Origin of the sequence: Streptomyces sp. NPDC047061 (genome assembly GCF_040643955.1) — a bacterium.
Lineage (GTDB): Bacteria > Actinomycetota > Actinomycetes > Streptomycetales > Streptomycetaceae > Streptomyces.
In genome coordinates, this window is the sequence record NZ_JBEYVI010000003.1 from 93,737 (window position 1) to 118,944 (window position 25,208).

General features: G+C 71.5%; 22 protein-coding genes. 18 read left to right on the plus strand and 4 right to left on the minus strand.

All coding sequences use genetic code 11. From position 1 onward, the window contains the following. Nucleotides 1–109 precede the first annotated feature (109 nt). From ABZ887_RS06500 to ABZ887_RS06510, 3 genes are all read left to right on the plus strand, one after another. Entirely contained in the window at nt 110–673 is a 564-nt protein-coding gene (locus ABZ887_RS06500; protein WP_361283550.1) for an SAV_6107 family HEPN domain-containing protein, read from the plus strand. 198 nt (nt 674–871) lie between these two features. Further along, nucleotides 872–1,642, plus strand: coding sequence for a methyltransferase (locus ABZ887_RS06505; RefSeq protein WP_361283553.1), 771 nt, complete (start codon nt 872–874; stop codon nt 1,640–1,642). A 277-nt stretch (nt 1,643–1,919) separates the two neighbouring features. Beyond that, nucleotides 1,920–2,309 (plus strand): DUF3040 domain-containing protein, encoded by a 390-nt coding sequence (locus ABZ887_RS06510; protein WP_361283556.1) that lies wholly within the window; start codon nt 1,920–1,922, stop codon nt 2,307–2,309. A 248-nt stretch (nt 2,310–2,557) separates the two neighbouring features. On the opposite strand, the gene ABZ887_RS06515 is transcribed toward ABZ887_RS06510, so the two are convergent. The 4 genes from ABZ887_RS06515 to ABZ887_RS06530 all read right to left on the minus strand — a co-directional run bounded on the left by ABZ887_RS06515 (nt 2,558) and on the right by ABZ887_RS06530 (nt 8,229). Beyond that, nucleotides 2,558–4,942: a DUF3488 and transglutaminase-like domain-containing protein gene (locus ABZ887_RS06515; protein ID WP_361283559.1), complete on the minus strand. Its 2,385-nt coding sequence runs from the start codon at nt 4,940–4,942 to the stop codon at nt 2,558–2,560. Next, a complete protein-coding gene (locus ABZ887_RS06520) occupies nt 4,942–6,288 on the minus strand; it encodes a DUF58 domain-containing protein (RefSeq protein WP_361283562.1) in 1,347 nt (448 codons plus the stop codon). The genes ABZ887_RS06515 and ABZ887_RS06520 overlap by 1 nt, the downstream gene beginning before the upstream one ends. Continuing rightward, nucleotides 6,288–7,328, minus strand: coding sequence for a MoxR family ATPase (locus ABZ887_RS06525; protein WP_361283565.1), 1,041 nt, complete (start codon nt 7,326–7,328; stop codon nt 6,288–6,290). Before ABZ887_RS06525 ends, ABZ887_RS06520 begins: the two co-directional genes overlap by 1 nt. Nucleotides 7,329–7,680: 352 nt before the next feature. Then, on the minus strand, nt 7,681–8,229 hold the full coding sequence (locus tag ABZ887_RS06530) for a carbonic anhydrase (protein ID WP_361283568.1): 549 nt from the start codon (nt 8,227–8,229) through the stop codon (nt 7,681–7,683). A 354-nt stretch (nt 8,230–8,583) separates the two neighbouring features. Between ABZ887_RS06530 and rsmH the strand changes: the two genes are divergently transcribed. The 15 genes from rsmH (at nt 8,584) to ABZ887_RS06605 (ending at nt 25,190) form a co-directional block, all read left to right on the plus strand. Then, a complete protein-coding gene (gene rsmH, locus ABZ887_RS06535) occupies nt 8,584–9,540 on the plus strand; it encodes a 16S rRNA (cytosine(1402)-N(4))-methyltransferase RsmH (RefSeq protein WP_361283571.1) in 957 nt (318 codons plus the stop codon). Nucleotides 9,541–9,573: 33 nt separating this feature from the next. Further along, nucleotides 9,574–10,146, plus strand: a complete 573-nt coding sequence (locus ABZ887_RS06540; RefSeq protein ID WP_361283574.1) for a septum formation initiator family protein — start codon at nt 9,574–9,576, stop codon at nt 10,144–10,146. A 5-nt stretch (nt 10,147–10,151) separates the two neighbouring features. After that, on the plus strand, nt 10,152–12,143 hold the full coding sequence (locus tag ABZ887_RS06545) for a penicillin-binding protein 2 (protein ID WP_361283577.1): 1,992 nt from the start codon (nt 10,152–10,154) through the stop codon (nt 12,141–12,143). Nucleotides 12,144–12,374: 231 nt separating this feature from the next. Then, nucleotides 12,375–13,895, plus strand: a complete 1,521-nt coding sequence (locus tag ABZ887_RS06550) for a UDP-N-acetylmuramoyl-L-alanyl-D-glutamate--2,6-diaminopimelate ligase (RefSeq protein WP_361283580.1) — start codon at nt 12,375–12,377, stop codon at nt 13,893–13,895. A 28-nt stretch (nt 13,896–13,923) separates the two neighbouring features. Then, the gene (gene murF / locus ABZ887_RS06555) at nt 13,924–15,336 is read left to right on the plus strand and encodes a UDP-N-acetylmuramoyl-tripeptide--D-alanyl-D-alanine ligase (protein ID WP_361283584.1); all 1,413 of its coding nucleotides are present in this window, start codon (nt 13,924–13,926) and stop codon (nt 15,334–15,336) included. After that, nucleotides 15,336–16,406, plus strand: a complete 1,071-nt coding sequence (gene mraY, locus ABZ887_RS06560; RefSeq protein ID WP_361284585.1) for a phospho-N-acetylmuramoyl-pentapeptide-transferase — start codon at nt 15,336–15,338, stop codon at nt 16,404–16,406. Before murF ends, mraY begins: the two co-directional genes overlap by 1 nt. After that, nucleotides 16,388–17,806 (plus strand): UDP-N-acetylmuramoyl-L-alanine--D-glutamate ligase, encoded by a 1,419-nt coding sequence (gene murD, locus ABZ887_RS06565; RefSeq protein ID WP_361283587.1) that lies wholly within the window; start codon nt 16,388–16,390, stop codon nt 17,804–17,806. The genes mraY and murD overlap by 19 nt, the downstream gene beginning before the upstream one ends. A gap of 66 nt (nt 17,807–17,872) precedes the next feature. Further along, the gene (ftsW, locus tag ABZ887_RS06570; protein ID WP_361283590.1) at nt 17,873–19,228 is read left to right on the plus strand and encodes a putative lipid II flippase FtsW; all 1,356 of its coding nucleotides are present in this window, start codon (nt 17,873–17,875) and stop codon (nt 19,226–19,228) included. A 6-nt stretch (nt 19,229–19,234) separates the two neighbouring features. Continuing rightward, nucleotides 19,235–20,323, plus strand: coding sequence for an undecaprenyldiphospho-muramoylpentapeptide beta-N-acetylglucosaminyltransferase (murG, locus tag ABZ887_RS06575; RefSeq protein ID WP_361283593.1), 1,089 nt, complete (start codon nt 19,235–19,237; stop codon nt 20,321–20,323). Between the two features lie 29 nt (nt 20,324–20,352). Beyond that, a complete protein-coding gene (locus ABZ887_RS06580; protein WP_361284588.1) occupies nt 20,353–21,147 on the plus strand; it encodes an FtsQ-type POTRA domain-containing protein in 795 nt (264 codons plus the stop codon). Nucleotides 21,148–21,424: 277 nt separating this feature from the next. After that, nucleotides 21,425–22,621 (plus strand): cell division protein FtsZ, encoded by a 1,197-nt coding sequence (ftsZ, locus tag ABZ887_RS06585; RefSeq protein WP_089101080.1) that lies wholly within the window; start codon nt 21,425–21,427, stop codon nt 22,619–22,621. Nucleotides 22,622–22,631: 10 nt separating this feature from the next. After that, the gene (gene pgeF / locus ABZ887_RS06590; RefSeq protein ID WP_361283597.1) at nt 22,632–23,360 is read left to right on the plus strand and encodes a peptidoglycan editing factor PgeF; all 729 of its coding nucleotides are present in this window, start codon (nt 22,632–22,634) and stop codon (nt 23,358–23,360) included. Nucleotides 23,361–23,366: 6 nt separating this feature from the next. Continuing rightward, the gene (locus ABZ887_RS06595; RefSeq protein WP_361283600.1) at nt 23,367–24,086 is read left to right on the plus strand and encodes a YggS family pyridoxal phosphate-dependent enzyme; all 720 of its coding nucleotides are present in this window, start codon (nt 23,367–23,369) and stop codon (nt 24,084–24,086) included. 126 nt (nt 24,087–24,212) lie between these two features. After that, nucleotides 24,213–24,854, plus strand: coding sequence for a cell division protein SepF (sepF, locus tag ABZ887_RS06600; protein WP_361283603.1), 642 nt, complete (start codon nt 24,213–24,215; stop codon nt 24,852–24,854). 51 nt (nt 24,855–24,905) lie between these two features. Next, nucleotides 24,906–25,190, plus strand: coding sequence for a YggT family protein (locus ABZ887_RS06605; protein WP_046729537.1), 285 nt, complete (start codon nt 24,906–24,908; stop codon nt 25,188–25,190). The last annotated feature ends 18 nt before the right edge of the window (nt 25,191–25,208 follow it).

The window sequence follows — 25,208 nt, forward strand, 5'->3', positions numbered from 1 at the left end:
ATCGAAGCAAAAGCCCAGGTCAGAACGGATTGTCAGTGCCATACCCCACGATGGGCACATACGGCACCCCGTGTGAGGGCGCCGTCACTCAGACGACAGGAGGTTCGTCATGGCCAACTCGTCAGCGGCCGCCGCCCACCGGCGCCGCGCCACCGGCCCTGCCCCCTCACTGACCGGCCCGGCGGGCGACGTGCACCCCGTGCTCCGCCGGGCCACGGCCCCGCCCGCCGCCCTCGACCTGCTCACCCAGGCCCGCGCCGCCCTCGACGAGGCCGAACTGCTCGACACCCCCAACGAGCGGTACGCGACCGCCCACCTGGCCGCCCTGCGCACCGCGGCCGCCGTGCTCGCCGCCCGCGCCCGCCCCGAGACCTCGCCCCGGCGCCGGGCCCGGATCCGCAGCGCCTGGGAGGTGCTCCCCGAGGTCGCGCCCGAGCTCACCGAGTGGAGCGCCCTCTTCGCCTCCGGCGCCGGCCGCCGGGCCCGCGCCGAGGCCGGCATCCAGGGCGCGGCCAGTCGCCGGGACGCCGACGACCTCATACGCGACGTGGCGATGTTCCTCCGCATCGTCGAGCGGATGCTCGTCCTCCAGCCGGTGCTGCCACAGGCGCGACGGGAGGACGCGGAGCGACCGGCCGGCGCCCGGGGGAGGGAACTGCCCGACGCGGGATGACCGGTACGGGGTGACCGGTTCGGGAGCCGCCGACGCGGGACGACCGGGCGAGGCGGCGGAGGCAATAGGGGGCGAGGCGGCGGAGGCAATAGGGTGGAGAGCGCCTGAAGCCTTCCTTCCTCCCGTACCTCGGGCCGGGGAGGCACCGAGTTCGCGCCGCCGGGCAACAGGCGGTGCCGCGCCGAGGAGTCAACTGCTGTGCCGGACCCCACTCGACCCCGCGCCTCTCTCCGTACCGCCGTGGTCTGGGAGGTCCTCCAGGACGCCCTCGACCGCCGGGTCAAGGCCACCGGCCGGGACGCGCTGGACGTCCTGGACACCGGCGGCGGCAGCGGCAACTTCGCCGTCCCCCTGGCCCGTCTCGGCCACCGCGTCACCGTCGTCGACCCCAGCCCCAACGCGCTGTTCGCGCTGGAGCGCCGCGCCGCCGAGGCCGGCGTGGCCGACCGGGTCAAGGGCGTCCAGGGCGACGTCCTCGGCCTGTTCGACGTGGTCGAGCGCGGCGGCCACGACGTGGTGCTGTGCCACGGTGTCCTGGAGTACGTCGACGACCCGGCCGAGGGCGTGCGCAACACGGTGGCCGCGCTGCGCTCCGAGGGCGTCCTCAGCCTGCTCGCCGCCGGGCTCGGCGGGGCCGTGGTCGCCCGCGCCCTCGCCGGCCACTTCAAGGAGGCCAAGCAGGCCCTGGAGGACCCCGACGGCCGCTGGGGCAGCGGCGACCCGATGCCCCGCCGGTTCACCGCCGACCAGCTCACCGCCCTGGTCGAGGGGGCGGGCCTGGCCGTCGCCGCCGTGCACGGCGTGCGGGTCTTCGCCGACCTGGTCCCCGGCGTCCTGGTGGACACCGAGCCCGGCGCCCTCGACGCCCTGCTCAAGCTGGAGGCCGCCGCGGCGGAACTCCCCGCCTTCCACGCCGTCGCCACCCAGCTGCATGTGCTCGGCGAGACACCGGGTGCCACCGAGGTCTGAGATTCTCCTGGGACGAGCCCGCTGATCAGGGGCTCGGCAGCGGATGGAGTACGCCACAGGCCCCCCGATCGAGGGGTTTGCGCCGTATGATCGAGGGAGATCGCCCGGCATGACGGGTCGGCCGCTGGGGAATGGAAGCCTCAGCGAGCCAGAACCGTCATGGCGGTTTCCGGTTGGCCAATTGGCCTAGAGGGGCGGGTTTCACGGGGGCGATTCCCTGCCTATCCTGAAGGGACCCCCCGGGTCGCCCCGGCGACTGCACGATGAGGAGGACGCCGTGCCGCTCTCGGAGCACGAGCAGCGAATGCTTGAGCAGATGGAGCGAGCGCTGTACGCCGAAGACCCCAAGTTCGCGACAGCGCTTGAGGGAAACGGGCTGCGGACGTTCACCCGGCGCCGGGTCTACCAGGCGGTCGCAGGCTTCCTCGTGGGTATCGCTCTCCTCATGGCCGGAATGGTCGCACAGCAGATCTGGGTCAGCGTGGTGGGCTTCCTCGTCATGCTGGGCTGCGCGGTCCTCGCCGTCACCGGCTGGCGCAAGGCACCCAAGCCCGGCGAGCAGCCCGCGGCAGGGCCGCAGGCCCGCCGCCAGGGTCGGCCGAAGCGTTCGATGATGGACCGCATCGAGGAGCGCTGGCAGCGCCGACGCGACGAACAGGGCCACTGAGGCTTCGCCTCGCAGGCCGACAGAGCGTGACTGAGGGGTGACCGCCACCGGGCGGTCACCCCTCAGCCGTTGGAAACCCTTGCTGCGGGCCGGTGGGGGTTGCTCGCGCAGTTCCCCGCGCCCCTAAAAAACTCAGCTGCGGGCAGGCGTGCCGCAGGGCGGCACGGGTGGGCGCTGGGGGTCCCCCCGGCCGAAGGCTGGGGGAGGCACCCTGCAAGCGCCCGTAAGCGTCCCCCCCGCCGCCCCCCTCAGCCCTCCTGCTCCGACGGCTTGTGCAAGGTCGGTCGGGCCGCTGCCGCCCGCTCCCGCAGCCGGGTCCATCGCGCCGACGCCGCCCACACCGCACGCACGGCCGACCGCGGAGCGAACAGCGCTCGCAGCCGCGAGGGGACACCGACCGTGCCGTTGAACGCGGCCGTCACCCTGCGGACGTCGTCCGCGAGGCCCGCCGTCGGCCGCGGCCGGGGCGCGTACAGCACCTGTTCGACCGCGTCCGCCACCCGGTGCACCGAGGCCCCGGCGGCCGGATCCAGACCGCCGAGCCGGACGATCCGGGCGGCGGCGTTCCGCGGGGTCTGCGAGTCGTCCGGCAGGATGCCGAAGTCCCAGGCGGTGTCCGTCAGTTCCGTCCAGACGGCCAGCGTGTGCGCCGCCACGCCGGCCGGCGTGCGGTCGTAGGCCCCGAGCCGACGGGCACGTGCCTGCTGCCGGTACAGCATCGGCGACAGCGGCACCGCCACCACGGCGAGGCCGCCGAGCGCCCACAGCGCCAGCTGCCACCACGGCGGCCCGTCGTCGCCGCTCTGCACCGCGGCCGCCGCGGACGGGCTGGCGCAGGCGTCCTGCCTGCGCAGCTGCGCCGGGCAGCTCTCGCTCTGCGAGGCCGAGACGGACGGCGCCGCCGAGGCGCCCTTGGAGGGCAGGGTCTCGTCCGGCAAGGAGGAGCCGGGCGTGTCCGACACCGTGTACGAAGGCGTCGTGCCCCGGGTCGGGGTCGGCTCGAAGCGGGTCCAGCCCACGCCCTCGAAGTACAGCTCCGGCCAGGCGTGCGCGTCCTTCAGGCCCACCGAGACCGTGCCGTCGGCCTGCGGGGTGCCTGGCGCGAAGCCCACCGCGACCCGGGCCGGGATGCCCAGCGTCCGGGCCATCGCGGCCATCGCGAAGGAGAAGTGCACGCAGAAACCGCGCTTCTGCTTCAGGAAGTTCGCGATCGCGCCCTCGCCCCGGCCGACCTCCACCTGGGTGTCGTACTGGAAGCCGCCCGTCACCGCGAAGTAGTCCTGGAGCTTGACCGCCTCCTCGTAGTGGTTGGCCGAGCCCGCGGTGACCTCCTTCGCCGTCTGCGCCACCACCGACGGCAGCGAGGAGGGCACCTTGGTGTACTCCTTCCTCATCGCCGCCGAGGCGTCGGGCGCCGCGGCCAGCTGCTCCGCCGTCGGCTGCACGTCCAGGCTGGTGACCTGGTACGTCTCACCGCGCGTGTTCTGCCCGTGGTCGCCGACCAGGGTCATCCCGACCGGCTCGTAGCGCCAGGTGCCGGCCACCTTCACCCCGCTCGGCGGGTACGGCATCGGCAGCCAGTCCTGGGCGTACCAGTCGGCGGCCGAGATCGTCGACTTCACCGTCGTCCGCCGGACGTCGCCGCCGAGACCCGCCGGGGTGGGGAACGTGTTCGGCACACTGGTGATGTGCCGCTGGGCCGGCTTCCAGGTGGTGCCGTCGAAGTCGTCCAGGGAGACGATCCGCAGATACAGGTCGGAGACGTCGTCGCTGCTGGTCCGCACGGACAGCACCTGGCGGTCCTCGTCCACGTTGAGGCTGTCCCGCAGCGACACCAGCGGGTTGACCGCGGAGATCGTGCCGCCGTTCCCGTTGCCCACGCCGACACCGGCCCCGGTGCCGTCCAGCAGGCCGCCCTGGATCGAGGGCATCGCGAGCGGCACGAACAGCGCGACGCTCAGCACGGCGAAGCCGATCCGGCGCCCGGTGCGCACCGGGGCCACCGCGCCGCTCTCCTGGGCGCCCGGGGTGCGCGCGGCCCCGCCGAACACCCGGCCCCACTGCGAGAGCCGGTCCCGGCCCTCGGCGAGCAGCAGCATCAGATAGCCGGCCGCCGCGACCAGGAACCACAGCCAGTCGGTCGGCCCGTCGGACAGACCCGCCGCCACCGAGTACAGCGCGAGCAGCGGCAACCCGGCCGGGGCCGCGCTGCGGAAGGTCACCGCGAGGGTGTCCACGACCAGCCCGACGACCAGCACCCCGCCGACGACCATCAGCCGGATGCCGGGCGTCAGCGGAGCGGGTATCGCGTACCGGCTGACGTCGTCCGAGCCCTGCTGGAGCAGGTCGCCGAAGTACCGGAAGGTGTCCGGGCCGGGGATCACCCCGGCGATCGCGTGCTCCCGGGCGAAGGCCACGGTCAGCGTCAGCAGCGTGACCAGGGCCTGCGCGGCCACGGTCAGCGGCCGGGCCAGCGGCACCCGCCGGGCGGCCGCGCCCACGCCCGTCTGGACCGCCACCAGGAACGCCGCCTGGAACAGCCAGGTCATCGGGGAGACCAGCGGCAGCAGGGCACAGGACGCCATCAGCGTCGCCGCCGCCGCGGTGAGGGCGAGCCGGGCCCGTCCGCTCATCACTTGGCCTCCCCGCTCAGCGCGGCCAGCCCGGTGCGCTCCCGGTCGGCCTGCCGCCACAGCTCGGCCAGCGCGGCGCCGCGGTCCACGCTCACGGCCGTCCAGCCGGCCTCGCGCAGCATCCGCAGCCGCTCCTCGTGCGCGTTGCCCGGGGCGGGCACGTCGCTCGGCTCCCGGACCCAGGTGTCCGGGTCCAGCACGAAGGCGAGGGCACCGCCGCTGCGCTGGCGCATCTTCGCGGCCACCGTCGCCTGCTCCTCGTCGAGATCGCCCAGGAAGGCCACCAGCAGCCCCTCGTTCCCGCTGCGCAGCACGTCGTAGGCCCGGGACAGGCCGGTGCCGTCCGAGTGGTCGATCACGGCCAGGGTGTCCATCATCAGCCCGGCCGCCTCCGCCGACTCGTGGCCGGAGCCCGCGAAGCCGTCGGCGCCCTCGCCCGGCACCGAGCTGCCGGTGTCCGTCAACAGCCGGACCGAGAAGCCGCGTTCGAGCATGTGGACCAGGACCGAGGCGGCACCGGACACCGCCCACTCGAACGCCGAGTCCGGACCCGCGCCCTCGTAGGCGAGGCCCCGGGTGTCCAGCAGGACCGTGCAGCGGGCGCGCTGCGGCTGCTCCTCGCGGCGCACCATCAGCTCGCCGTAGCGGGCGGTGGAGCGCCAGTGCACCCGGCGCAGGTCGTCGCCGTGGCGGTAGCCGCGCGGGATCACGTCGTCCTCGCCGGCCAGGGCCAGCGAACGCTGCCGCCCGTCGCCGTACCCCTTCGCCTCGCCGCTGAGCCGGATCGGCGGCAGCGGCTCCACCTTCGGGATGACGGTGAGGGTGTCGAACGTCGAGAAGGAACGGGTCAGTTCGCACATGCCGAACGGGTCGGTCAGGCGCAGCTGGAGCGGACCCAGCGGATAGCGGCCGCGCAGGTCGGAGCGGACCCGGTAGGACACCTCGCGGCGGCCGCCCGGCTCCACCCGGTCCAGGACGAAGCGGGGGCGCGGCCCGAGGACGTAGGGCACCCGGTCCTGGAGCATCAGCAGGCCGGTGGGCAGCCGCGAGACGTTGTCCATCCGCAGGTGGACCCGGGCCTCGCTGCCGGCCGGCACCCGCGCGGGGGAGAGCCGGCGGCTGCCGGCCACCCGGTAGCGGGTGCGGTAGAGCACGGCGGCGCAGATCAGCGGCAGCACGGCGAGCAGCAGCCCGACCCGGCGCAGGTCGGCCTGGCCGAGTATGTACGCGCAGATCACCGCCGCGATGCCGGCCGCCAGGAAGGACCGGCCGCGGGTGGTCAGCCCGGCCAGGGCCGTGCGGATCCCGCCCGTCTCCCCGCGGTCGGCCTCCGCCGGGGTGCCCATCACAGACTCCGCGGGGGCTGCTGGGGATACGCCGGCACACCCCGGCCCAGACCGCCGAAGCCGGCCTGCTGCTGGGGGGCCGCGGGCACCGGGGTCGACTGCAGGATCTCCTGGACGACCTGCTCCGCGGTGCGCCGGTTGAGCTGGGCCTGGGCGGTGGGCAGCAGCCGGTGCGCCAGCACCGCGACGGCGAGCGCCTGCACGTCGTCCGGCAGCGCGTACTCCCGGCCGCTCAGGGCCGCGGCCGCCTTCGCCGCGCGCAGCAGGTGCAGCGTGGCGCGCGGCGAGGCACCGAGTCTGAGGTCGGGATGGGTACGGGTGGCGGCGACCAGGTCCACCGCGTACCGCCGGACCGGTTCGGCGACGTGGACCCCGCGCACGGCCTCGACCAGCTTCACCACGTCATGGGCGTGCGCCACCGGCTGCAGGTCGTCCAGGGGGTTGACCGCGCCGTGGATGTCGAGCATCTGCAACTCGGCCTCCACGCTGGGATAGCCGACCGAGACGCGGGCCATGAAGCGGTCGCGCTGGGCCTCGGGCAGCGGATAGGTGCCCTCCATCTCGACCGGGTTCTGGGTGGCCACCACCATGAACGGACTGGGCAGTTCATAGGTCTGCCCGTCGATGGTGACCTGCCGCTCCTCCATCGACTCCAGCAGCGCGGACTGGGTCTTCGGCGAGGCGCGGTTGATCTCGTCGCCGATCACGATCTGGGCGAAGATGGCGCCCGGTTTGAACTCGAAGTCCCGGCGCTGCTGGTCCCAGATGGACACGCCGGTGATGTCCGACGGCAGCAGGTCGGGCGTGAACTGGATACGCCGCACCGTGCAGTCGATGGACCGCGCCAACGCCTTCGCCAGCATCGTCTTGCCCACGCCCGGGACGTCCTCGATCAGAAGATGTCCCTCGGCGAGCAGTACGGTCAGCGAAAGCCGTACGACCTCGGGCTTGCCCTCGATCACACTCTCCACCGAACTGCGGACCCGCTCCACAGTCGTGGTCAGATCAGTGAGGCTCGCTCGATCGTCATAGGTCGTCACCCGGCCCTCCTCGGCCCGTCATTGCCCGGGCCGGCGCTCCGTCTGGCATAACCGGCCCACCCCGAATCACGGACACCACGCGTGAATGGTTCCGCGTGACGTCTCACACCGCATTCTTGCTGCCGTTACCGATTCGTGTCACTCGCCTGTGGACAACTGCCCGCACTATGTCGGTCTTACGGGCTTTCGACCGCCTATTTGACAGTGGGTCGACAGCTTACGGCGGGCGTGTTCCGGGGCGCACGGTCTGCTCGACGGGTCGAGGCGGCGGGATCGGCGCGCGGCGGCGGCCGGTGCGCCCCGCCGCCCGCCGTGCCGATTCCGGGACGGCGGGCGGCCGGGCCGGGGCCGGTCAGACCGGGTCGACCTCGCGCAGGAGGCCGGTGCGTACGTCGAAGACGAAGCCGCGTACGTCGTCGGTGTGCAGCAGGAACGGCGAGGTGCGCACCCGCTGCATGGACTGCCGTACGTCCTGGTCGACGTCCCGGAAGGACTCCACCGCCCAGGCCGGGCGCTGGCCGACCTCCATCTCCAGCTCGGTGCGGAAGTCCTCCGTGAGGGCCTCCAGACCGCAGCCGGTGTGGTGGATCAGCACGATGCTGCGGGTGCCGAGCTTGCGCTGGCTGATGGTGAGCGAGCGGATCACGTCGTCGGTGACCACCCCGCCGGCGTTGCGGATGGTGTGGCAGTCGCCGAGCTCCAGGCCGAGCGCGGCGTGCAGGTCGAGGCGGGCGTCCATGCAGGCCACCACGGCCACGTGCAGCACGGGCCGGGCGTCCATGCCGGGGTCGGTGAAGGCGCCTGCGTAGGTCCGGTTGGCGTCGACCAGGCGGTCCGTCACGGTGCCGTCCGTGGTTATGGCGCCTTCGGATCCAGTGGGAGCTGCTGCGGAAGTCGTCATAGTCACGACGGTACTGGTCACCCGTGGTCAGGGCCTGCTGTGAGAGGGGACAAAGAACGTCATCGTGGCTTGTTGTGAGCTAACCCACACGGAGGGCAAACCAGGGCCGCCCGGGTGATTCCCGGTGAATCCCGCCCCGGTCGGGACGCCGTACGCGCCGTGCAGGCCGGTTGATTGACCGCGCGACACGGTGGACTAAAGTGACGCGAAGCGGGAGGCGAGGCTCTCCCCGCTGGTGAAATCCCCTGGAGACCCCGGCACGGCGCCCGGGCCGTCTCCCCACGTGCGCGGCGCGCGTACCGAGCGGGCGGGGACCCGGCGGTGCGTCCCCCCTGCCGGAACTGAGAGGCCCCCTTGAGCCAGAGTCGACACGTCCCGGTGATGCTCCAGCGGTGCCTGGACCTGCTGGCGCCCGCCCTGGAGCGGCCGGGCAGCGTGGTCGTCGACTGCACCCTCGGCCTCGGCGGCCACAGCGAGGCGCTGCTGACCCGCTTCCCCGAGGCCCGCCTGGTCGCCCTGGACCGCGACAAGGAGGCCCTGCGCCTGTCCGGCGAGCGGCTCGCCCCCTTCGGCGAGCGCGCCACCCTGGTGCACGCCGTCTACGACGAACTGCCCGACGTGCTCGCACGCCTCGGCATCGCGCGCGTGCAGGGCGTGCTCTTCGACCTCGGCGTCTCCTCCATGCAACTCGACGAGGCCGGCCGCGGCTTCGCCTACGCCCAGGACGCCCCCCTGGACATGCGCATGGACCAGACGACCGGCATCAGCGCCGCCGAGGTCCTCAACACCTACCCGGCCGGCGACCTCGTCCGGATCCTGTTCGCGTACGGCGAGGAGAAGCAGGCCAAGCGGATCGTCTCGGCGATCGTCCGGGAGCGCGCGAAGGAGCCGTTCAGCAACAGCGCCCGGCTCGTCGAGCTGATCCGGGACTCGCTGCCGCAGGCCGCCAAGCGCACCGGCGGCAACCCGGCCAAGCGCACCTTCCAGGCGCTGCGCATCGAGGTCAACGGCGAACTGGCCGTCCTGGAAAGGGCGATCCCGGCCGCCGTGAAGGCCCTCGCGGTCGGCGGACGGATCGCCGTGCTGTCGTACCACTCGCTCGAAGACCGCCTCGTCAAGCAGGTGTTCGCGGCCGGCGCCGCCACCACCGCGCCGCCCGGGCTGCCGGTCGTGCCCGAGCAGTACCAGCCCCGGCTCAAGCTGCTCACGCGCGGTGCCGAACTTCCCACCGAGGAAGAGGTCGCCGAGAACCGCCGGGCCGCGCCGGCGCGTCTTCGGGGAGCCCAGCGCATCAGGGAGGAAGCCGAGTGAGCGAGCGGGGTGTGCGGACCCACCGGAGGACACGTGAGTAGGAAACCCGAGCTGCGGGGGCGGGCGGCCCGGCTCGCCCGGCTCTTTCCGGCCGGCCGTGCCAACCAGGCCGCCCGCACCCCGTTCGTCCTGCTCGTCGTCCTGCTCCTCAGCGGCGGCCTGATCGGTCTGCTGGTGCTGAACTCGGCGCTCAGCGAGGGCTCGTTCAGACTCGACGACCTGCAGAAGCAGACCAAGAACCTCACCGACGAGGAACAGGCCCTGCAGCGGGACATCGACGCCTACTCCGCCCCCGACGCCCTCCAGCGCCGGGCCCGCGAGCTCGGCATGGTCCCCGGCGGCGACCCGGCCTTCCTCGACCCGGACGGCACCGTCAAGGGCGTCCCCGGCCCCGCCGCGCTCCGGCAGACCACCGCGCCCCTCGCCCCCGAGGCCCTCGGCACCCGGTCCGCCGCCGCGGCGACGCCGACCGGGTCCGCGTCGGTGCCCCCGCCGGCGGCCGCACCTACGGGCACGCCGGTCACCACTCCGGTCGCCACCCCCGTGACGACCCCGGCGCCGGCACTCACGCCCGCGACCACCCCGACCCCGACCCCCGGCAGGTGACGGAAGTGCCAGACACTTCTGGAGACAGGCAGCCGCCGCGCCGCCGCGTGCCCGGCCCCGCCAGGCCGCCCCGCCCCCGGGACCCCAGGGGTACCGTCCGGAGCCGGTCCGGTCCCGGCCCCGGCGCCCGCCCGGTCCGCCGCCCGAGCGGCCCGCGCCCCCCGGCCGCGCCCGCGCTGCGGCTCGGCAGCCCCCGTCCCCGGCTGCGCATGGTCGGACTCGCCCTCACCCTGGTGCTGATGGTCTTCGTCGGGCGCCTGCTCCAGGTCCAGGCCGTCGACGCCGGCGCGTACGCGGCGAAGGCCGAGCAGAACCGGTACGTCGTGCACACCCTGGCCGCCGAGCGCGGCGGTATCACCGACCGCAACGGCGTGGCGCTGGCGATCAGCGAGGACGCGTACGACATCACCGCCGACCCCACGATGTTCACCAGCAAGCAGCTCAAGGTGGACGACGGCCCCGAGCAGGCCGCCGCGCTGCTCGCCCCGATCCTCGGCAAGAACCAGGCCGACCTGCTCAAGCTGCTGCGGCCGAAGAACAAGGAGCTGCGCTACGTCCGGCTCGCGACCCGGCAGACCCCGCAGGTCTGGAAGCAGATCAAGGACCTGAAGACCGCGCTCACCACCAAGGCCGAGACCGACAGCAGCACCGTCAACGTGCTGGCCGGCGTCTTCGCCGACCCGAGCAGCCAGCGCGTGTACCCGAACGGCGACCTGGCCGCCGGGATACTGGGCTGGGTCAACGCCGAGGGCAAGGGCGGCGGCGGCATCGAGCAGCAGCTCGACAAGGCGCTGACCGGCAAGGACGGCAAGATCCGCTACGCCCAGTCCGGCGGTCGCGAGGTCCCCACCGCGGGTTCCACCGAGACCCCGGCCGTGGCCGGCTCCGACGTCGAGCTGACCATCGACCGCGACATCCAGTGGGCCGCGCAGAACGCCATCACCGAGCAGGTCAAGAAGTCCAAGGCGGACCGCGGCTACGTGGTCGTCCAGGACACGCAGACCGGGCAGATCCTGGCCATGGCCAACTCGCCCGGCTTCGACCCGAACGACCTGTCGACCGCCGACTCCGCCGACATGGGCAACGCGGCCCTCCAGGACGCCTACGAGCCCGGCTCCACGGCCAAGGTGATGTCCATGGCGGCCGTCCTGGAGCAGAACGCCGCCACCCCGCTCACGCACGTGGTGGTGCCCAACCGGCTGCACCGCGGCGACCGGCTCTTCAAGGACGACGTCGACCACGCGACCTGGTACCTCACGCTCAACGGCGTGCTCGCCAAGTCCAGCAACATCGGCACCATCCTCGCCACCGGCCAGCTCGGCAAGACCCAGGAACAGGCCAACCAGGTCCTCTACTCGTACCTGCGCAAGTTCGGCATCGGCAGCTACTCCGGGCTCGGCTTCCCCGGCGAGACCAAGGGCATCCTGGCCGCGCCGGCCACGTGGTCGACGTCGCAGCAGTTCACGATTCCTTTCGGCCAGGGCTTCTCCATCAACGCCATGCAGGCGGCCTCCGTGTACTCGGCCATCGCCAACGGCGGGGTCCGCGTCGACCCGACCCTGGTGCGCGGCACCAAAGGCGCCGACGGCCGCTACACCCCGGCCGCCCAGCCCAAGAAGACCCGCGTGATCAGCGCGAAGACGGCCAGGACGCTCGCCGAGATGCTGGAGTCCGTCGTGGACGACGAGCAGGGCACCGGCGCCAAGGCGGCCATCCCCGGCTACAACGTCGCCGGCAAGACCGGCACCGCCAACCGGGTGGATCCGGCCACCGGCAGGTACCGCGGCTACACCTCGTCGTTCGCCGGGTTCGCCCCCGCCGACAAGCCCCGCATCACCGTCTACTGCGCCATCCAGAACGCCACCGCCGGCAGCTACTTCGGCGGCCAGATCTGCGGCCCGATCTACAAGCAGGTGATGGAGTTCGCCCTCAAGACCCTCCAGATCCCGCCGACCGGCGCCAAGGCGGCCGACCTGCCCGTCGACTACAAGCCCTGATCAGCACCTCAGCACTTCGCACAGACCACCAGGAACGAGCTCGTGACAACGATCACCCCCGATCCCGGGAACCACGGGACCCCGCGCCCCTCGCCCTCCCGTCGCCCGCCACCACCCTTGCAGGACCACGCTGCGCGCGGGCTCCCCTTTGGCTCCGGAGCCGGTGCGCCCGGTACGCTCACCGCCGTGCCAGACGCTGATCAGTCCCAAACCACCCAGAAGGGCGCTTGCGTGACACATCCGGGGCCGCCCAGGCCGGTTCGGGCCTCCGCCACACCCCTCGCGGAGCTCGCCGGCCAGCTGGGTGCCGCCGTCCCGGACAGCAGCGCGGAGGTCACGGGCATCACCCATGACTCGCGCGCGGTCCGCCCCGGCGACCTGTACGCCGCCCTGCCGGGCGCCCGGCTGCACGGCGCCGACTTCGTCGCCCAGGCCGCCGGCCTCGGCGCGGTCGCCGTACTGACCGACCCGACGGGCGCCGAGCGCGCCGCCGCGACCGGCCTGCCGGTCCTGGTCGCCGACGACCCGCGCGGGCGGATGGGCGAACTCGCGGCCACCATCTACGGCCGTCCGGGCGCCGACCTGCTCCAGATCGGCATCACCGGCACGTCGGGCAAGACCACCACGGCCTACCTGGTCGAGGGCGGTCTGAGGACCACGCGCAGCACCGGTCTGATCGGCACGGTCGAGACGCGCATCGGCGACGAGCGCATCAAGTCCGAGCGCACCACCCCCGAGGCCACCGACCTCCAGGCCCTGTTCGCCGTGATGCGCGAGCGCGGGGTCGAGGCGGTCGCCATGGAGGTCTCCAGCCACGCCCTGGTCCTCGGCCGGGTCGACGGCTGCGTCTTCGACATCGCCGTCTTCACCAACCTCAGCCCGGAACACATGGAGTTCCACTCCGACATGGAGGACTACTACCGGGCCAAGGCACAGCTGTTCACTTCGAAACGCAGTAAACGGGGTGTGGTCAACGTCGACGACGAGTACGGCCGCCGGCTCGCCCGGGAGGCCTCCGTCCCGGTCGTCACCTACTCCGCCGAGGGCCACCCGGACGCCGACTGGCGGGCCACCGACGTCCACATCGGCCCGATGGACTCGACGTTCACCGTCACCGGGCCCGAGGGTGTCCGGATCGCCGCCAAGTCGCCGCTGCCGGGCCCCTTCAACGTGGCGAACACCCTCGCCGCGATCGTCGCCCTGGCCGCTGCCGGGCTCGACCCGCAGACCGCCGCCGACGGCATCGCCGCCGTGCCGGGCGTCCCGGGCCGCCTGGAGCGGGTGGACGCCGGACAGCCCTACCTCGCGGTCGTCGACTACGCCCACAAGACGGACGCCGTCGAGTCGGTCCTCAGGGCCCTGCGCAAGGTCACCAAGGGCCGGCTGCTCGTCGTCCTCGGCTGCGGCGGCGACCGCGACCGCACCAAGCGCGCCCCGATGGGCGCCGCCGCGGCCCGGCTCGCCGACACGGCCGTCCTGACCTCGGACAACCCCCGCTCCGAGGACCCCCTCGCCATCCTCGCGACCATGCTCGAAGGCGCCGCCTCGGTGCCCGCCCACGAGCGCGGCGAGGTGCTCCTCTTCGAGGACCGGGCCGCCGCGATCGAGGCCGCCGTCGCCCGTGCGCACCCCGGCGACACCGTGCTGGTCGCCGGCAAGGGCCACGAGCAGGGCCAGGACATCGCCGGCGTGATCCGTCCCTTCGACGACCGTCAGGTCCTCCGCGAAGCCATCCAGAAAACCCAGGGATGAAAATCCAGAAGACCCAGGGGATGAACTTGTGATCGCCCTCTCTCTCGCCGAGATCGCAGCAGTCGTCGGCGGGCAGACGCACGACATACCGGATCCGTCCGTCCAGGTCACCGGCGAGGTCGTCCGGGACTCCCGCGAGGCGGGGCCGGGCAGTCTCTTCGCCGCCTTCGTGGGCGAGCGCGTGGACGGCCACGACTTCGCCGCCCAGGTCGTCGAGCAGGGCGCGGTCGCCGTACTGGCGTCGCGCCCCGTCGGCGTGCCCGCGATCGTCGTGGACGACGTGCAGACGGCCCTCGGCGCCCTCGCCCGCCATGTCGTACGACGGCTCGGCGCGACCCTCGTGGCGCTGACCGGCTCGGCCGGCAAGACCAGTACCAAGGACCTCATCGCACAGGTGCTGCGCACCAAGGCGCCGACCGTCTTCACACCCGGCTCGCTCAACAACGAGATCGGGCTGCCGCTGACCGCCCTGTCCGCCACCGAGGAGACGAAGTTCCTGGTGCTGGAGATGGGCGCCCGGGGCATCGGCCACATCCGCTACCTCACCGATCTGACGCCCCCGAAGATCGGCCTGGTCCTGAACGTCGGCACCGCCCACATCGGCGAGTTCGGCGGCCGCGAGCAGATCGCCCAGGCGAAGGGCGAGTTGGTGGAGGCCCTGCCGGCGGCCGAGGACGGCGGCGCCGCGATCCTCAACGCGGACGACCCTCTGGTGCGGGCCATGGCCTCCCGTACCAAGGCGAAGGTGGTCCTTTTCGGAGAGTCGGCCGAAGCGGACGTACGGGCCGAGAACGTACGACTCACGGACACGGGACAGCCCGCGTTCAGCCTTCACACACCCTCCGGTGCAAGCGATGTGACCATGCGCCTGTACGGTGAGCACCACGTGTCGAACGCGCTCGCCGCGGCCGCCGTCGCCCATGAGCTGGGCATGTCCGCGGAAGAGATCGCCCTCGCGCTCTCCGAGGCGGGCTCCCTCTCCCGCTGGCGTATGGAGGTCACCGAGCGCCCGGACGGCGTGACCATCGTCAACGACGCCTACAACGCCAACCCCGAGTCCATGCGAGCCGCGCTGCGCGCGCTCGCGGCCATGGGTCAGGGGCGCCGCACGTGGGCGGTGCTCGGCAAGATGGCCGAGCTCGGGGACGAGGCGCTCGCCGAGCACGACGCGGTCGGACGGCTCGCCGTCCGGCTCAATGTCGGCAAGCTCGTCGCCGTCGGGGGAGTGGAAGCCTCCTGGCTGCAACTGGGCGCATATAACGAGGGTTCGTGGGGTGAGGAGTCGGTGCACGTGTCCGACGCACAGGCGGCGATCGACCTGTTGCGCAGCGAGTTGCGCCCGGGGGACGTCGTACTCGTGAAGGCGTCCCGGTCGGTGGGCCTGGAGAGCGTTGCGCAGGCGCTCCTGGAGTCCGGTGCCGAGGGTGTTGATGCCCGATGATGAAGCAGATCCTCTTCTCGGGCGTCATCGGTCTCTTTCTGACCCTGGTCGGCACCCCGCTGCTGATCAAGCTCCTCGCCCGCAAGGGCTACGGCCAGTACATCCGTGACGACGGCCCGCGCGAGCACGCCAGCAAGCGCGGTACGCCGACGATGGGCGGTATCGCCTTCATCCTGTCGACGGTCGCCGCCTACTTCCTGTCCAAGGTGATCACCGGCTACACCCCGACCTACTCGGGCGTGCTGGTGCTCGGCCTGATGTGCGGGATGGGCCTGGTCGGCTTCCTCGACGACTACATCAAGATCGTCAAGCGGCGCTCGCTGGGCCTGCGGGCCAAGGCGAAGATGGCCGGCCAGCTGATCGTAGGCATCGGCTTCGCGGTGCTGTCGCTGATGTTCGCCGACGCCCGCGGCAACACCCCGGCCTCCACCAAGCTGTCGTTCATCACGGACTTCGGCTGGTCCATCGGTCCGGTGCTGTTCGTGGTCTGGGCGCTGTTCATGATCCTCGCGATGTCCAACGGCGTGAACCTGACCGACGGCCTGGACGGCCTGGCCACCGGCGCCTCCGTGCTCGTCTTCGGCGCCTACACGTTCATCGGCGTCTGGCAGTTCCAGGAGTCCTGCGCCAACGCGGTCACGCTGACCAACCCCAACGCCTGCTACGAGGTGCGCGACCCGCTGGACCTCGCGGTCATCGCCTCCGCGCTGATGGGTTCCTGCCTCGGCTTCCTGTGGTGGAACACCTCGCCGGCCAAGATCTTCATGGGCGACACCGGTTCGCTCGCGCTCGGCGGTGTCCTCACGGGCCTGGCGATCCTCTCCCGCACGGAGCTCCTCGTCGCCATCATGGGCGGCCTGTTCGTCCTGATCACCATGTCGGTCGTCATCCAGGTCGGCTCCTTCCGGCTCACCGGCAAGCGCGTCTTCCGGATGGCGCCGCTCCAGCACCACTTCGAACTCAAGGGCTGGTCCGAAGTCCTTGTGGTGGTCCGCTTCTGGATCATCCAGGGCATCTGTGTGATTGTCGGACTGGGCCTCTTCTACGCAGGATGGGCAGCGGACAAGTGACCGACTGGCAGGGCAAGCACGTCACCGTCGCCGGGCTCGGCGTCTCCGGTGTCCCGGCGGCCAGGGTGCTGCACGCGCGGGGCGCGATCGTCACGGTCGTCAACGACGGCGACGACGCACGCGCGCGTGAGCAGGCCGCCGAACTGGAGGCACTGGGCGTCACGGTACGGCTCGGTGACGGCGCCACCCTGCCCGCGGGCACCGAGCTGATCGTGACCGCGCCCGGCTGGAAGCCGGACAAGCCGCTGTTCCAGGCGGCCCGCGCGGCCGGCATCGACATCTGGGGCGATGTCGAGCTGGCGTGGCGGCTGCGCGGCCCCGACGCGGCCCCCTGGCTGGCCGTCACCGGCACCAACGGCAAGACCACCACCGTCCAGATGCTGGCGTCGATCCTGAAGGCCGCGGGCCTGCGCACGGCCGCCGTCGGCAACATCGGCGTCTCGCTGCTCGACGCGGTCCTCGGCGACGAGGAGTACGACGTCCTCGCGGTGGAGCTGTCCAGCTACCAGCTGCACTGGGCGCCCTCCCTGCGCGCCCACTCGGCGGCCGTGCTCAACCTCGCCCCGGACCACCTCGACTGGCACGGCTCCATGGAGGCGTACGCCAGGGACAAGGGCCGCATCTACGAGGGCAACCGGGTCGCCTGCGTCTACAACGTCGCCGACAAGCTCACCGAGGAGCTGGTGCGCGAGGCCGACGTCGAGGAGGGCTGCCGGGCCATCGGCTTCACCCTCGGCACCCCGGGGCCCTCCCAACTCGGCGTCGTGGACGGCATCCTCGTCGACCGCGCCTTCGTCGAGAACCGGCAGAAGAACGCCCAGGAGCTGGCCGAGGTCTCCGACGTCAACCCGCCGGCCCCGCACAACATCGCCAACGCCCTCGCCGCGGCGGCCCTCGCACGCGCCTTCGGGGTGCCGCCCACGGCCGTACGGGACGGGCTGCGGAACTTCACCCCGGACGCCCACCGCATCGCGCACGTGGCCGACGTGGACGGCGTCGCGTACGTCGACGACTCCAAGGCGACCAACACGCACGCGGCGGAAGCCTCGTTGGCGTCGTACGAGTCGATCGTGTGGATCGCCGGCGGTCTGGCGAAGGGGGCGACCTTCGACGAGCTGGTCGCCAAGTCGGCAAAGCGACTTCGCGGCGTGGTGCTCATCGGCGCCGATCGCGCCCTCATCCGGGACGCCCTCGCGCGACACGCGCCGGAAGTACCCGTCGTCGACCTCGACCGGACCGACACTGGGGCGATGCTCGCGGCGGTCCGGGAGGCCCGGCGGCTGGCGGTCGAGGGCGACACGGTGCTCCTCGCCCCCGCCTGTGCCTCCATGGACATGTTCGCCAACTACAACAAGCGCGGTGACGCGTTCGCCCAGGCTGTTCGCGAACTCGGCGCCTGACCCGGCCGCCTGCCGGGCGACCTTGGGAGGGACGCGTGGGACGGTCGACGTTCAGCGGAGGCGTTGATGCCCGGTAGCCGCACCGGCCGGCCGCCCGTACAGCGGGCGGTCCGGCGGCCCGCCGCGCCCCGCGCGTCGCGCGAGAACCCGCTGCGGCGGCTCTACACGCGCGCCCAGCGGGCCTGGGACCGGCCGCTGACCGCGTACTACCTGATCCTCGGCGGCAGCCTGCTCATCATCGTGCTCGGGCTGGTGATGGTCTACTCGGCCTCCCAGATCACCGCGCTGCAGATGTCGCTGCCCGGCTCGTTCTTCTTCCGCAAACAGTTCCTGGCCGCCTCCATCGGCGGCGTGCTGCTGCTCGTCGCGTCCCGTATGCCGGTGAAACTGCACCGGGCGCTCGCCTACCCGATCCTCGCCGGAGCCGTCTTCATGATGGCGCTCGTGCAGGTGCCGGGGATAGGCATGTCGGTCAACGGCAACCAGAACTGGATCTCCCTCGGCGGCTCCTTCCAGATCCAGCCCAGCGAGTTCGGCAAGCTCGCCCTGGTGCTGTGGGGCGCCGACCTGATGGCCCGCAAGCAGGAGAGGCGGCTGCTGACGCAGTGGAAGCACATGCTGGTGCCGCTCGTTCCGGTGAGCTTCCTGCTGCTCGGGCTGATCATGCTCGGCGGCGACATGGGTACGGCGATCATCCTGACCGCGATCCTGTTCGGCCTGCTGTGGCTGGCGGGGGCACCCACCCGGCTGTTCGCGGGTGTGCTGTCCATCGCGGGCGTGCTCGGGTTCATCCTCATCAAGACCAGCCCGAACCGGATGGCCCGGCTCGCCTGCATCGGCGCCACCGAACCCAAGACCGGCGTCGCCGACTGCTGGCAGGCGGTGCACGGCATCTACGCCCTGGCCAGCGGCGGGCTCTTCGGATCCGGACTCGGTGCGAGTGTGGAGAAATGGGGCCAACTCCCCGAAGCCCACACCGACTTCATCTTCGCCGTCACCGGCGAGGAACTGGGCCTGGCGGGGACGCTGTCGGTACTGGCCCTCTTCGCGGCTCTAGGCTATGCGGGTATCCGCGTGGCCGGACGCACGGAGGACCCCTTCGTGAGGTACGCCGCGGGAGGCGTGACCACCTGGATCACCGCCCAGGCGGTGATCAACATCGGTGCGGTGCTCGGCCTGCTGCCGATCGCCGGCGTCCCCCTCCCGCTGTTCTCCTACGGAGGCTCCGCCCTGCTGCCGACCATGTTCGCCATCGGGCTGCTGATCGCCTTCGCGCGCGACGAGCCCGGTGCGCGGGCGGCGCTTGCGATGCGGCAACCTCGCTTTGGTAGAAAGCGGGGAGCCCGGGGCCCTCAGGGGCCTCGGAGATGGAACACGATGCGACGGCGCGCCTCGGCGGCGCGCTCGTCCGGAGAGCGGTGAATTTCGGTGCATGTCGTACTCGCTGGTGGGGGGACCGCCGGCCACATCGAGCCCGCGCTCGCCCTCGCGGACGCCCTGCGCAGGCAGGACCCCACCGTGGGGATCACGGCCCTGGGCACGGAGCGCGGCCTGGAGACCAAACTGGTCCCGGAACGCGGCTATGAGCTCGCACTGATCCCGGCGGTGCCGCTGCCCCGCAAGCCCACCCCCGAGCTGATCACCGTGCCGGGCCGGCTGCGCGGCACCATCAAGGCCGCCGAGCAGATCCTGGAGCGCACCAAGGCGGACTGCGTCGTCGGCTTCGGCGGCTACGTCGCCCTGCCCGGCTACCTCGCCGCCAAGCGCCTCGGCGTGCCGATCGTGATCCACGAGGCCAACGCCCGCCCCGGCCTCGCCAACAAGATCGGCTCCCGGTACGCCGCCAAGGTCGCGGTCTCCACCCCGGACAGCAAGCTGCGAGACGCCCGCTACATCGGCATCCCGCTGCGCCGCTCCATCTCCCTCCTGGACCGCGCCGCCGCCCGCCCCGAGGCCCGCCACCGCTTCGGCCTCGACCCCAACCTGCCGACGCTGCTGGTCTCCGGCGGCTCGCAGGGCGCCCGCCGCCTCAACGAGGTCGTCCAGCAGGTCGCACCCTGGCTGCAGCAGGCGGGCATCCAGATCCTGCACGCGGTCGGCCCGAAGAACGAACTGCCGCAGGTGCACCAGATGCCGGGGATGCCGCCCTACATCCCGGTAAGTTACCTGGACCGGATGGACCTCGCGTACGCCGCGGCCGACATGATGCTCTGCCGCGCCGGCGCGATGACCGTCGCCGAACTCTCGGCCGTCGGGCTCCCGGCCGCCTACGTCCCGCTGCCCATCGGCAACGGCGAGCAGCGGCTGAACGCCCAGCCGGTGGTCAAGGCCGGCGGCGGCCTCCTGGTCGACGACGCGGAACTCACCCCGGAGTGGGTGCAGCAGAACGTCCTGCCCGTGCTCGCCGACCCGCACCGGCTGTACGAGATGTCCCGCGCGGCAAGCGAGTTCGGCCGCCGGGACGCCGACGACCTGCTCGTCGGCATGGTGTACGAGGCGATCGCCTCAAGCCGATAGGACCGTATGACGAAAGGCAAGTGAGCAGCGTGGCCGGACCGACCACCGCCGAACGCGGTGAACGCCAGCAGGAGTCGTCCGGCCCGCCGCTCGTCCGGCGGCTGCGCAACCGCCGCTTCCGCAGGACCCTCGTCCTGACGCTGTGCGTGCTGCTCCTCGGGTCCGGCTCCGTCTGGCTGCTGTACGGCTCCCCCTGGCTGCGGGTGCGCCACGTCTCGGTGTCCGGTACGGCCGTTCTGACGCCCGAGCAGGTCCTCGAGGCCGCCGACGTCCCGGTCGGGGAGCCGATGGTGTCCGTCGACACCGACGGGATCGGGGCCCGGCTGCGCCGGAAGCTGCCCCGGATCGACGTGGTGGACGTCGTCCGTTCCTGGCCCCGTGGAATCGGGCTGAAAGTAATCGAGCGGACTCCGGTGCTGCTCATCGAAAAGGGCGGAAAGTTCACCGAAGTGGACAGGAAAGGTGTCCGGTTCGCCACGGTTTCACAGGCGCCGAAAGGCGTTCCGGCGCTGGAATTGAGTCTCTCCGGGTCGGGTTCGGCCACCGCGAGCCTGCGCCGGTTCGGCACCGACCGGCTGGTGCGGGAAGCGGTCGACGTCGCACGTGCCATTCCGGCCGCCGTCCGCCGGGACACCCGGACCGTCAAGGTCCGTTCCTACGACGACATCTCGCTGGAGTTGGGCGGCGGCCGCGTCGTCGAGTGGGGAAGCGCCGAGAGCGGCGCCGCCAAGGCGCGTACGCTCAGCGCACTCATGAAAGCAGCTTCCGGCGCCCGGCACTTCGACGTAAGCGTTCCCACCGCCCCTGCGTCATCGGCGAGTTGACGCACATCTGCCCAGGCCAGCACCCTGGTTGGGCACGGCTATGCCTGATCACATAGGGTGAAAAGAAAAACGGGAGGTTCGGCGTGTTCGTTGAACGCGCGCCACTTGTCGACTTAGTGTCCTGTTCAGAAGACTCCAGGGAACAGACACACTGGTAACCCTAAACTTCAACGTTAGGGTTCGGGTCGGCGCTACGGACCGTCCCAATCGGCATCTGCCGTCCCGCGCGAACACCGCACGTGGACGGCAACGTAATTCGAGGCGAGAGGCCTTCGACGTGGCAGCACCGCAGAACTACCTCGCAGTCATCAAGGTCATCGGTGTCGGCGGCGGTGGTGTCAATGCCATCAACCGGATGATCGAGGTCGGTCTCAAGGGCGTCGAGTTCATCGCCATCAACACCGACGCGCAGGCGCTGTTGATGAGCGACGCCGACGTCAAGCTCGACGTCGGCCGTGAACTCACCCGGGGACTCGGCGCCGGCGCCAACCCGGCCGTCGGCCGCAAGGCCGCCGAGGACCACCGTGAGGAGATCGAGGAGGTCCTCAAGGGGGCCGACATGGTCTTCGTGACGGCCGGCGAGGGCGGCGGCACCGGCACCGGCGGCGCGCCCGTCGTGGCCAACATCGCGCGCTCGCTGGGCGCCCTCACCATCGGCGTGGTCACCCGCCCCTTCACCTTCGAGGGCCGGCGCCGCGCCAACCAGGCCGAGGACGGCATCGCCGAACTCCGCGAAGAGGTCGACACCCTCATCGTCATCCCGAACGACCGGCTGCTGTCCATCTCGGACCGCCAGGTCTCGGTGCTCGACGCGTTCAAGTCGGCCGACCAGGTCCTGCTCTCCGGTGTCCAGGGCATCACCGACCTCATCACCACCCCCGGCCTGATCAACCTCGACTTCGCCGACGTCAAGTCGGTCATGTCCGAGGCCGGTTCGGCCCTCATGGGCATCGGCTCGGCCCGCGGCGACGACCGCGCGGTGGCCGCCGCCGAGATGGCGATCTCCTCGCCGCTCCTGGAGGCCTCCATCGACGGCGCCCGGGGCGTGCTGCTCTCCATCTCCGGCGGCTCCGACCTCGGCCTGTTCGAGATCAACGAGGCCGCCCAGCTGGTCAGCGAGGCCGCCCACCCCGAGGCCAACATCATCTTCGGTGCGGTCATCGACGACGCCCTCGGCGACGAGGTCCGCGTCACCGTCATCGCGGCCGGCTTCGACGGGGGCCAGCCCCCGGCCCGCCGGGACAACGTCCTCGGCTCGTCCTCGGCCTCCGCCCGCCGCGAGGAGCCCGCTCCGGCCCGGCGGGAGCCCGAGCGCCCCTCCTTCGGCTCGCTCGGCAGCGTGACCCCGAAGGAGGAGCCGGAGCCGGCGCCCGAGCCGGTCGCCGACATCCCGGTCGCCCCGCCGGTCCCGCCGTCCCGTTCCTACACGGACAGCGCGGCCGAGGAACTGGACGTACCGGACTTCCTCAAGTGATCCTTACGACGTGATAGGACAGCGCGACACCGTGAGCGGCGCGCACTTCGCCTTCACCGACAGGTGGGGCGGGGTGAGCGCCGCTCCGTACGAGGAGCTCAACCTGGGCGGGGCGGTCGGCGACGACCCCGACGTGGTACGGACCAACCGGGAACTCGCCGCCAAGTCGCTCGGCCTGGACCCCGGCCGGGTGGTCTGGATGAACCAGGTCCACGGCAACGACGTGGCCGAGGTCGAAGGCCCGTGGACCACCCGGCTCACGCCCGAGGTGGACGGGCTGGTGACCGCGGCCCGGGGGCTCGCCCTCGCCGTCCTCACCGCCGACTGCGTGCCGGTCCTGCTGGCCGACCCGGTGGCCGGGGTGGTCGCCGCCGCCCACGCCGGACGGCCGGGCATGGTGAAGGGGATCGTGCCCGCCGCGATCGACGCCATGCAGTCGCTCGGCGCCGACCCGGCCCGGATCGTCGCCCGCACCGGACCCGCCGTCTGCGGACGGTGCTACGAGGTGCCGGAGGCGATGCGTGCCGAGGTGGCCGCCGTGGAGCCGACGGCGCACGCGGAGACCAGCTGGGGTACTCCCGCGGTCGACGTGAGCGCCGGAGTGCACGCGCAGCTCGCGCGCGCCGGGGTGCTCGACCGGGCGCAGTCGCCGGTGTGCACGCTGGAGTCGGGCGATCACTTCTCGTACCGCCGGGACCGCACCACCGGGCGGCTCGCCGGCTATGTGTGGCTGGACTGATGGGACATGACGGACCGTAACGCCGAACTCGCTGTAAACCTGGCGAAAGTGGAGGAGCGTATCGCGGCCGCCTGTGCGGCGGCGGGGCGCAAGCGGGAGGAGGTGACGCTGATCGTGGTCACCAAGACCTATCCGGCGAGCGACGTGCGGATCCTCTCGGGGCTCGGGGTGCGCCATGTCGCCGAGAACCGGGACCAGGACGCGGCCCCCAAGGCCGCCGAATGTGCGGATCTTCCCCTTACTTGGCACTTTGTCGGGCAGTTGCAGACCAACAAAGTCCGATCAGTGGTCGCTTATGCGGATCTCGTGCAGTCCGTCGATCGTTCCAAGCTCGTGGACGCCCTGTCCAGGGAAGCGGTGCGGGCCGGGCGCGAGGTCGGCTGCCTCCTCCAGGTCGCACTCGACGCGGGCGCGAGTGAAAGAGGGGAGCGTGGTGGCGTGGCGCCGGGCGGAATCGAAGAGTTGGCCGCCCTCGTCGCCGGATCGCCGGGACTGCGGCTCGACGGCCTCATGACCGTCGCTCCGCTCACCGGGGAGTACGCGGGGCGCCGACGCGCGGCGTTCGAGCGGTTGATGGATTTGTCGACTGACCTGCGCCGAGCCCATCCTGCTGCGAACATGGTCTCCGCAGGGATGAGTGCGGACCTTGAGGAAGCCGTGGCCGCCGGGGCGACACATGTACGCGTCGGCACCGCGGTACTCGGAGTCCGCCCCAGGCTCGGGTAACGTCGCCAAGAAGTCGGACCACAGCAGAAAATATGGTCAATGCCGCCCAAGGTGGGCACAACGACCGTGTGGATCGCGGGACTTGGCAGTCGTCACCGATCCACCACAGAGCGGAGGACTCAGAGCATGGCCGGCGCGATGCGCAAGATGGCGGTCTACCTCGGCCTCGTGGAGGACGATGGGTACGACGGCCGCGGATTCGACCCCGATGACGACTTCGAGCCCGAACTGGACCCGGAGCCCGAGCGGGACCATCGACGGCACGAGCCGTCACACCAGTCCCACGGCGCACACCAGTCCCAAAGGGACGAATCGGTACGAGTGGTGCAACCGTCACCCCCGCGCGAACCGGTGTCGCATTCCGCTTCGCTCCCTGCGGAATCGGGACGCCCGGCGCGCATCGCCCCCGTGGCGTCCATCACACAAGAACGCGCAAGCCTGGAGAAGAACGCACCGGTGATCATGCCCAAGGTCGTGTCGGAACGAGAGCCTTACCGGATCACCACGCTTCACCCCCGGACCTACAACGAGGCCCGTACCATCGGGGAACACTTCCGTGAGGGCACCCCGGTGATCATGAATCTGACTGAGATGGATGACACAGACGCGAAGCGACTTGTCGACTTTGCGGCTGGTTTGGTGTTTGGTCTTCACGGCAGCATCGAGCGGGTGACGCAGAAGGTGTTCCTGTTGTCGCCTGCTAACGTCGATGTCACGGCGGAGGACAAGGCCCGCATCGCAGAGGGCGGGTTCTTCAACCAGAGCTGAGACGCACGACCGGTAGAAGGCACGTAACAGGGGAGAGGGAAAGCACGAACCATGAGCGTGTTCCTGGATGTGATCTACATCGCGCTGATGTGCTTCCTCATCGTGCTCATCTTCCGGTTGGTCATGGACTACGTGTTCCAGTTCGCCCGCTCATGGCAACCCGGCAAGGCGATGGTGGTCGTACTTGAGGCCACCTACACTGTCACCGATCCACCGCTCAAGCTTCTGCGGCGGTTCATCCCGCCGCTGCGTCTCGGGGGCGTGGCGCTCGACCTGTCCTTCTTCGTGCTGATGATCATCGTCTACATCCTGATTGCGATCGTTGGTCGGCTGTGATGAGCGATGTGACCTACC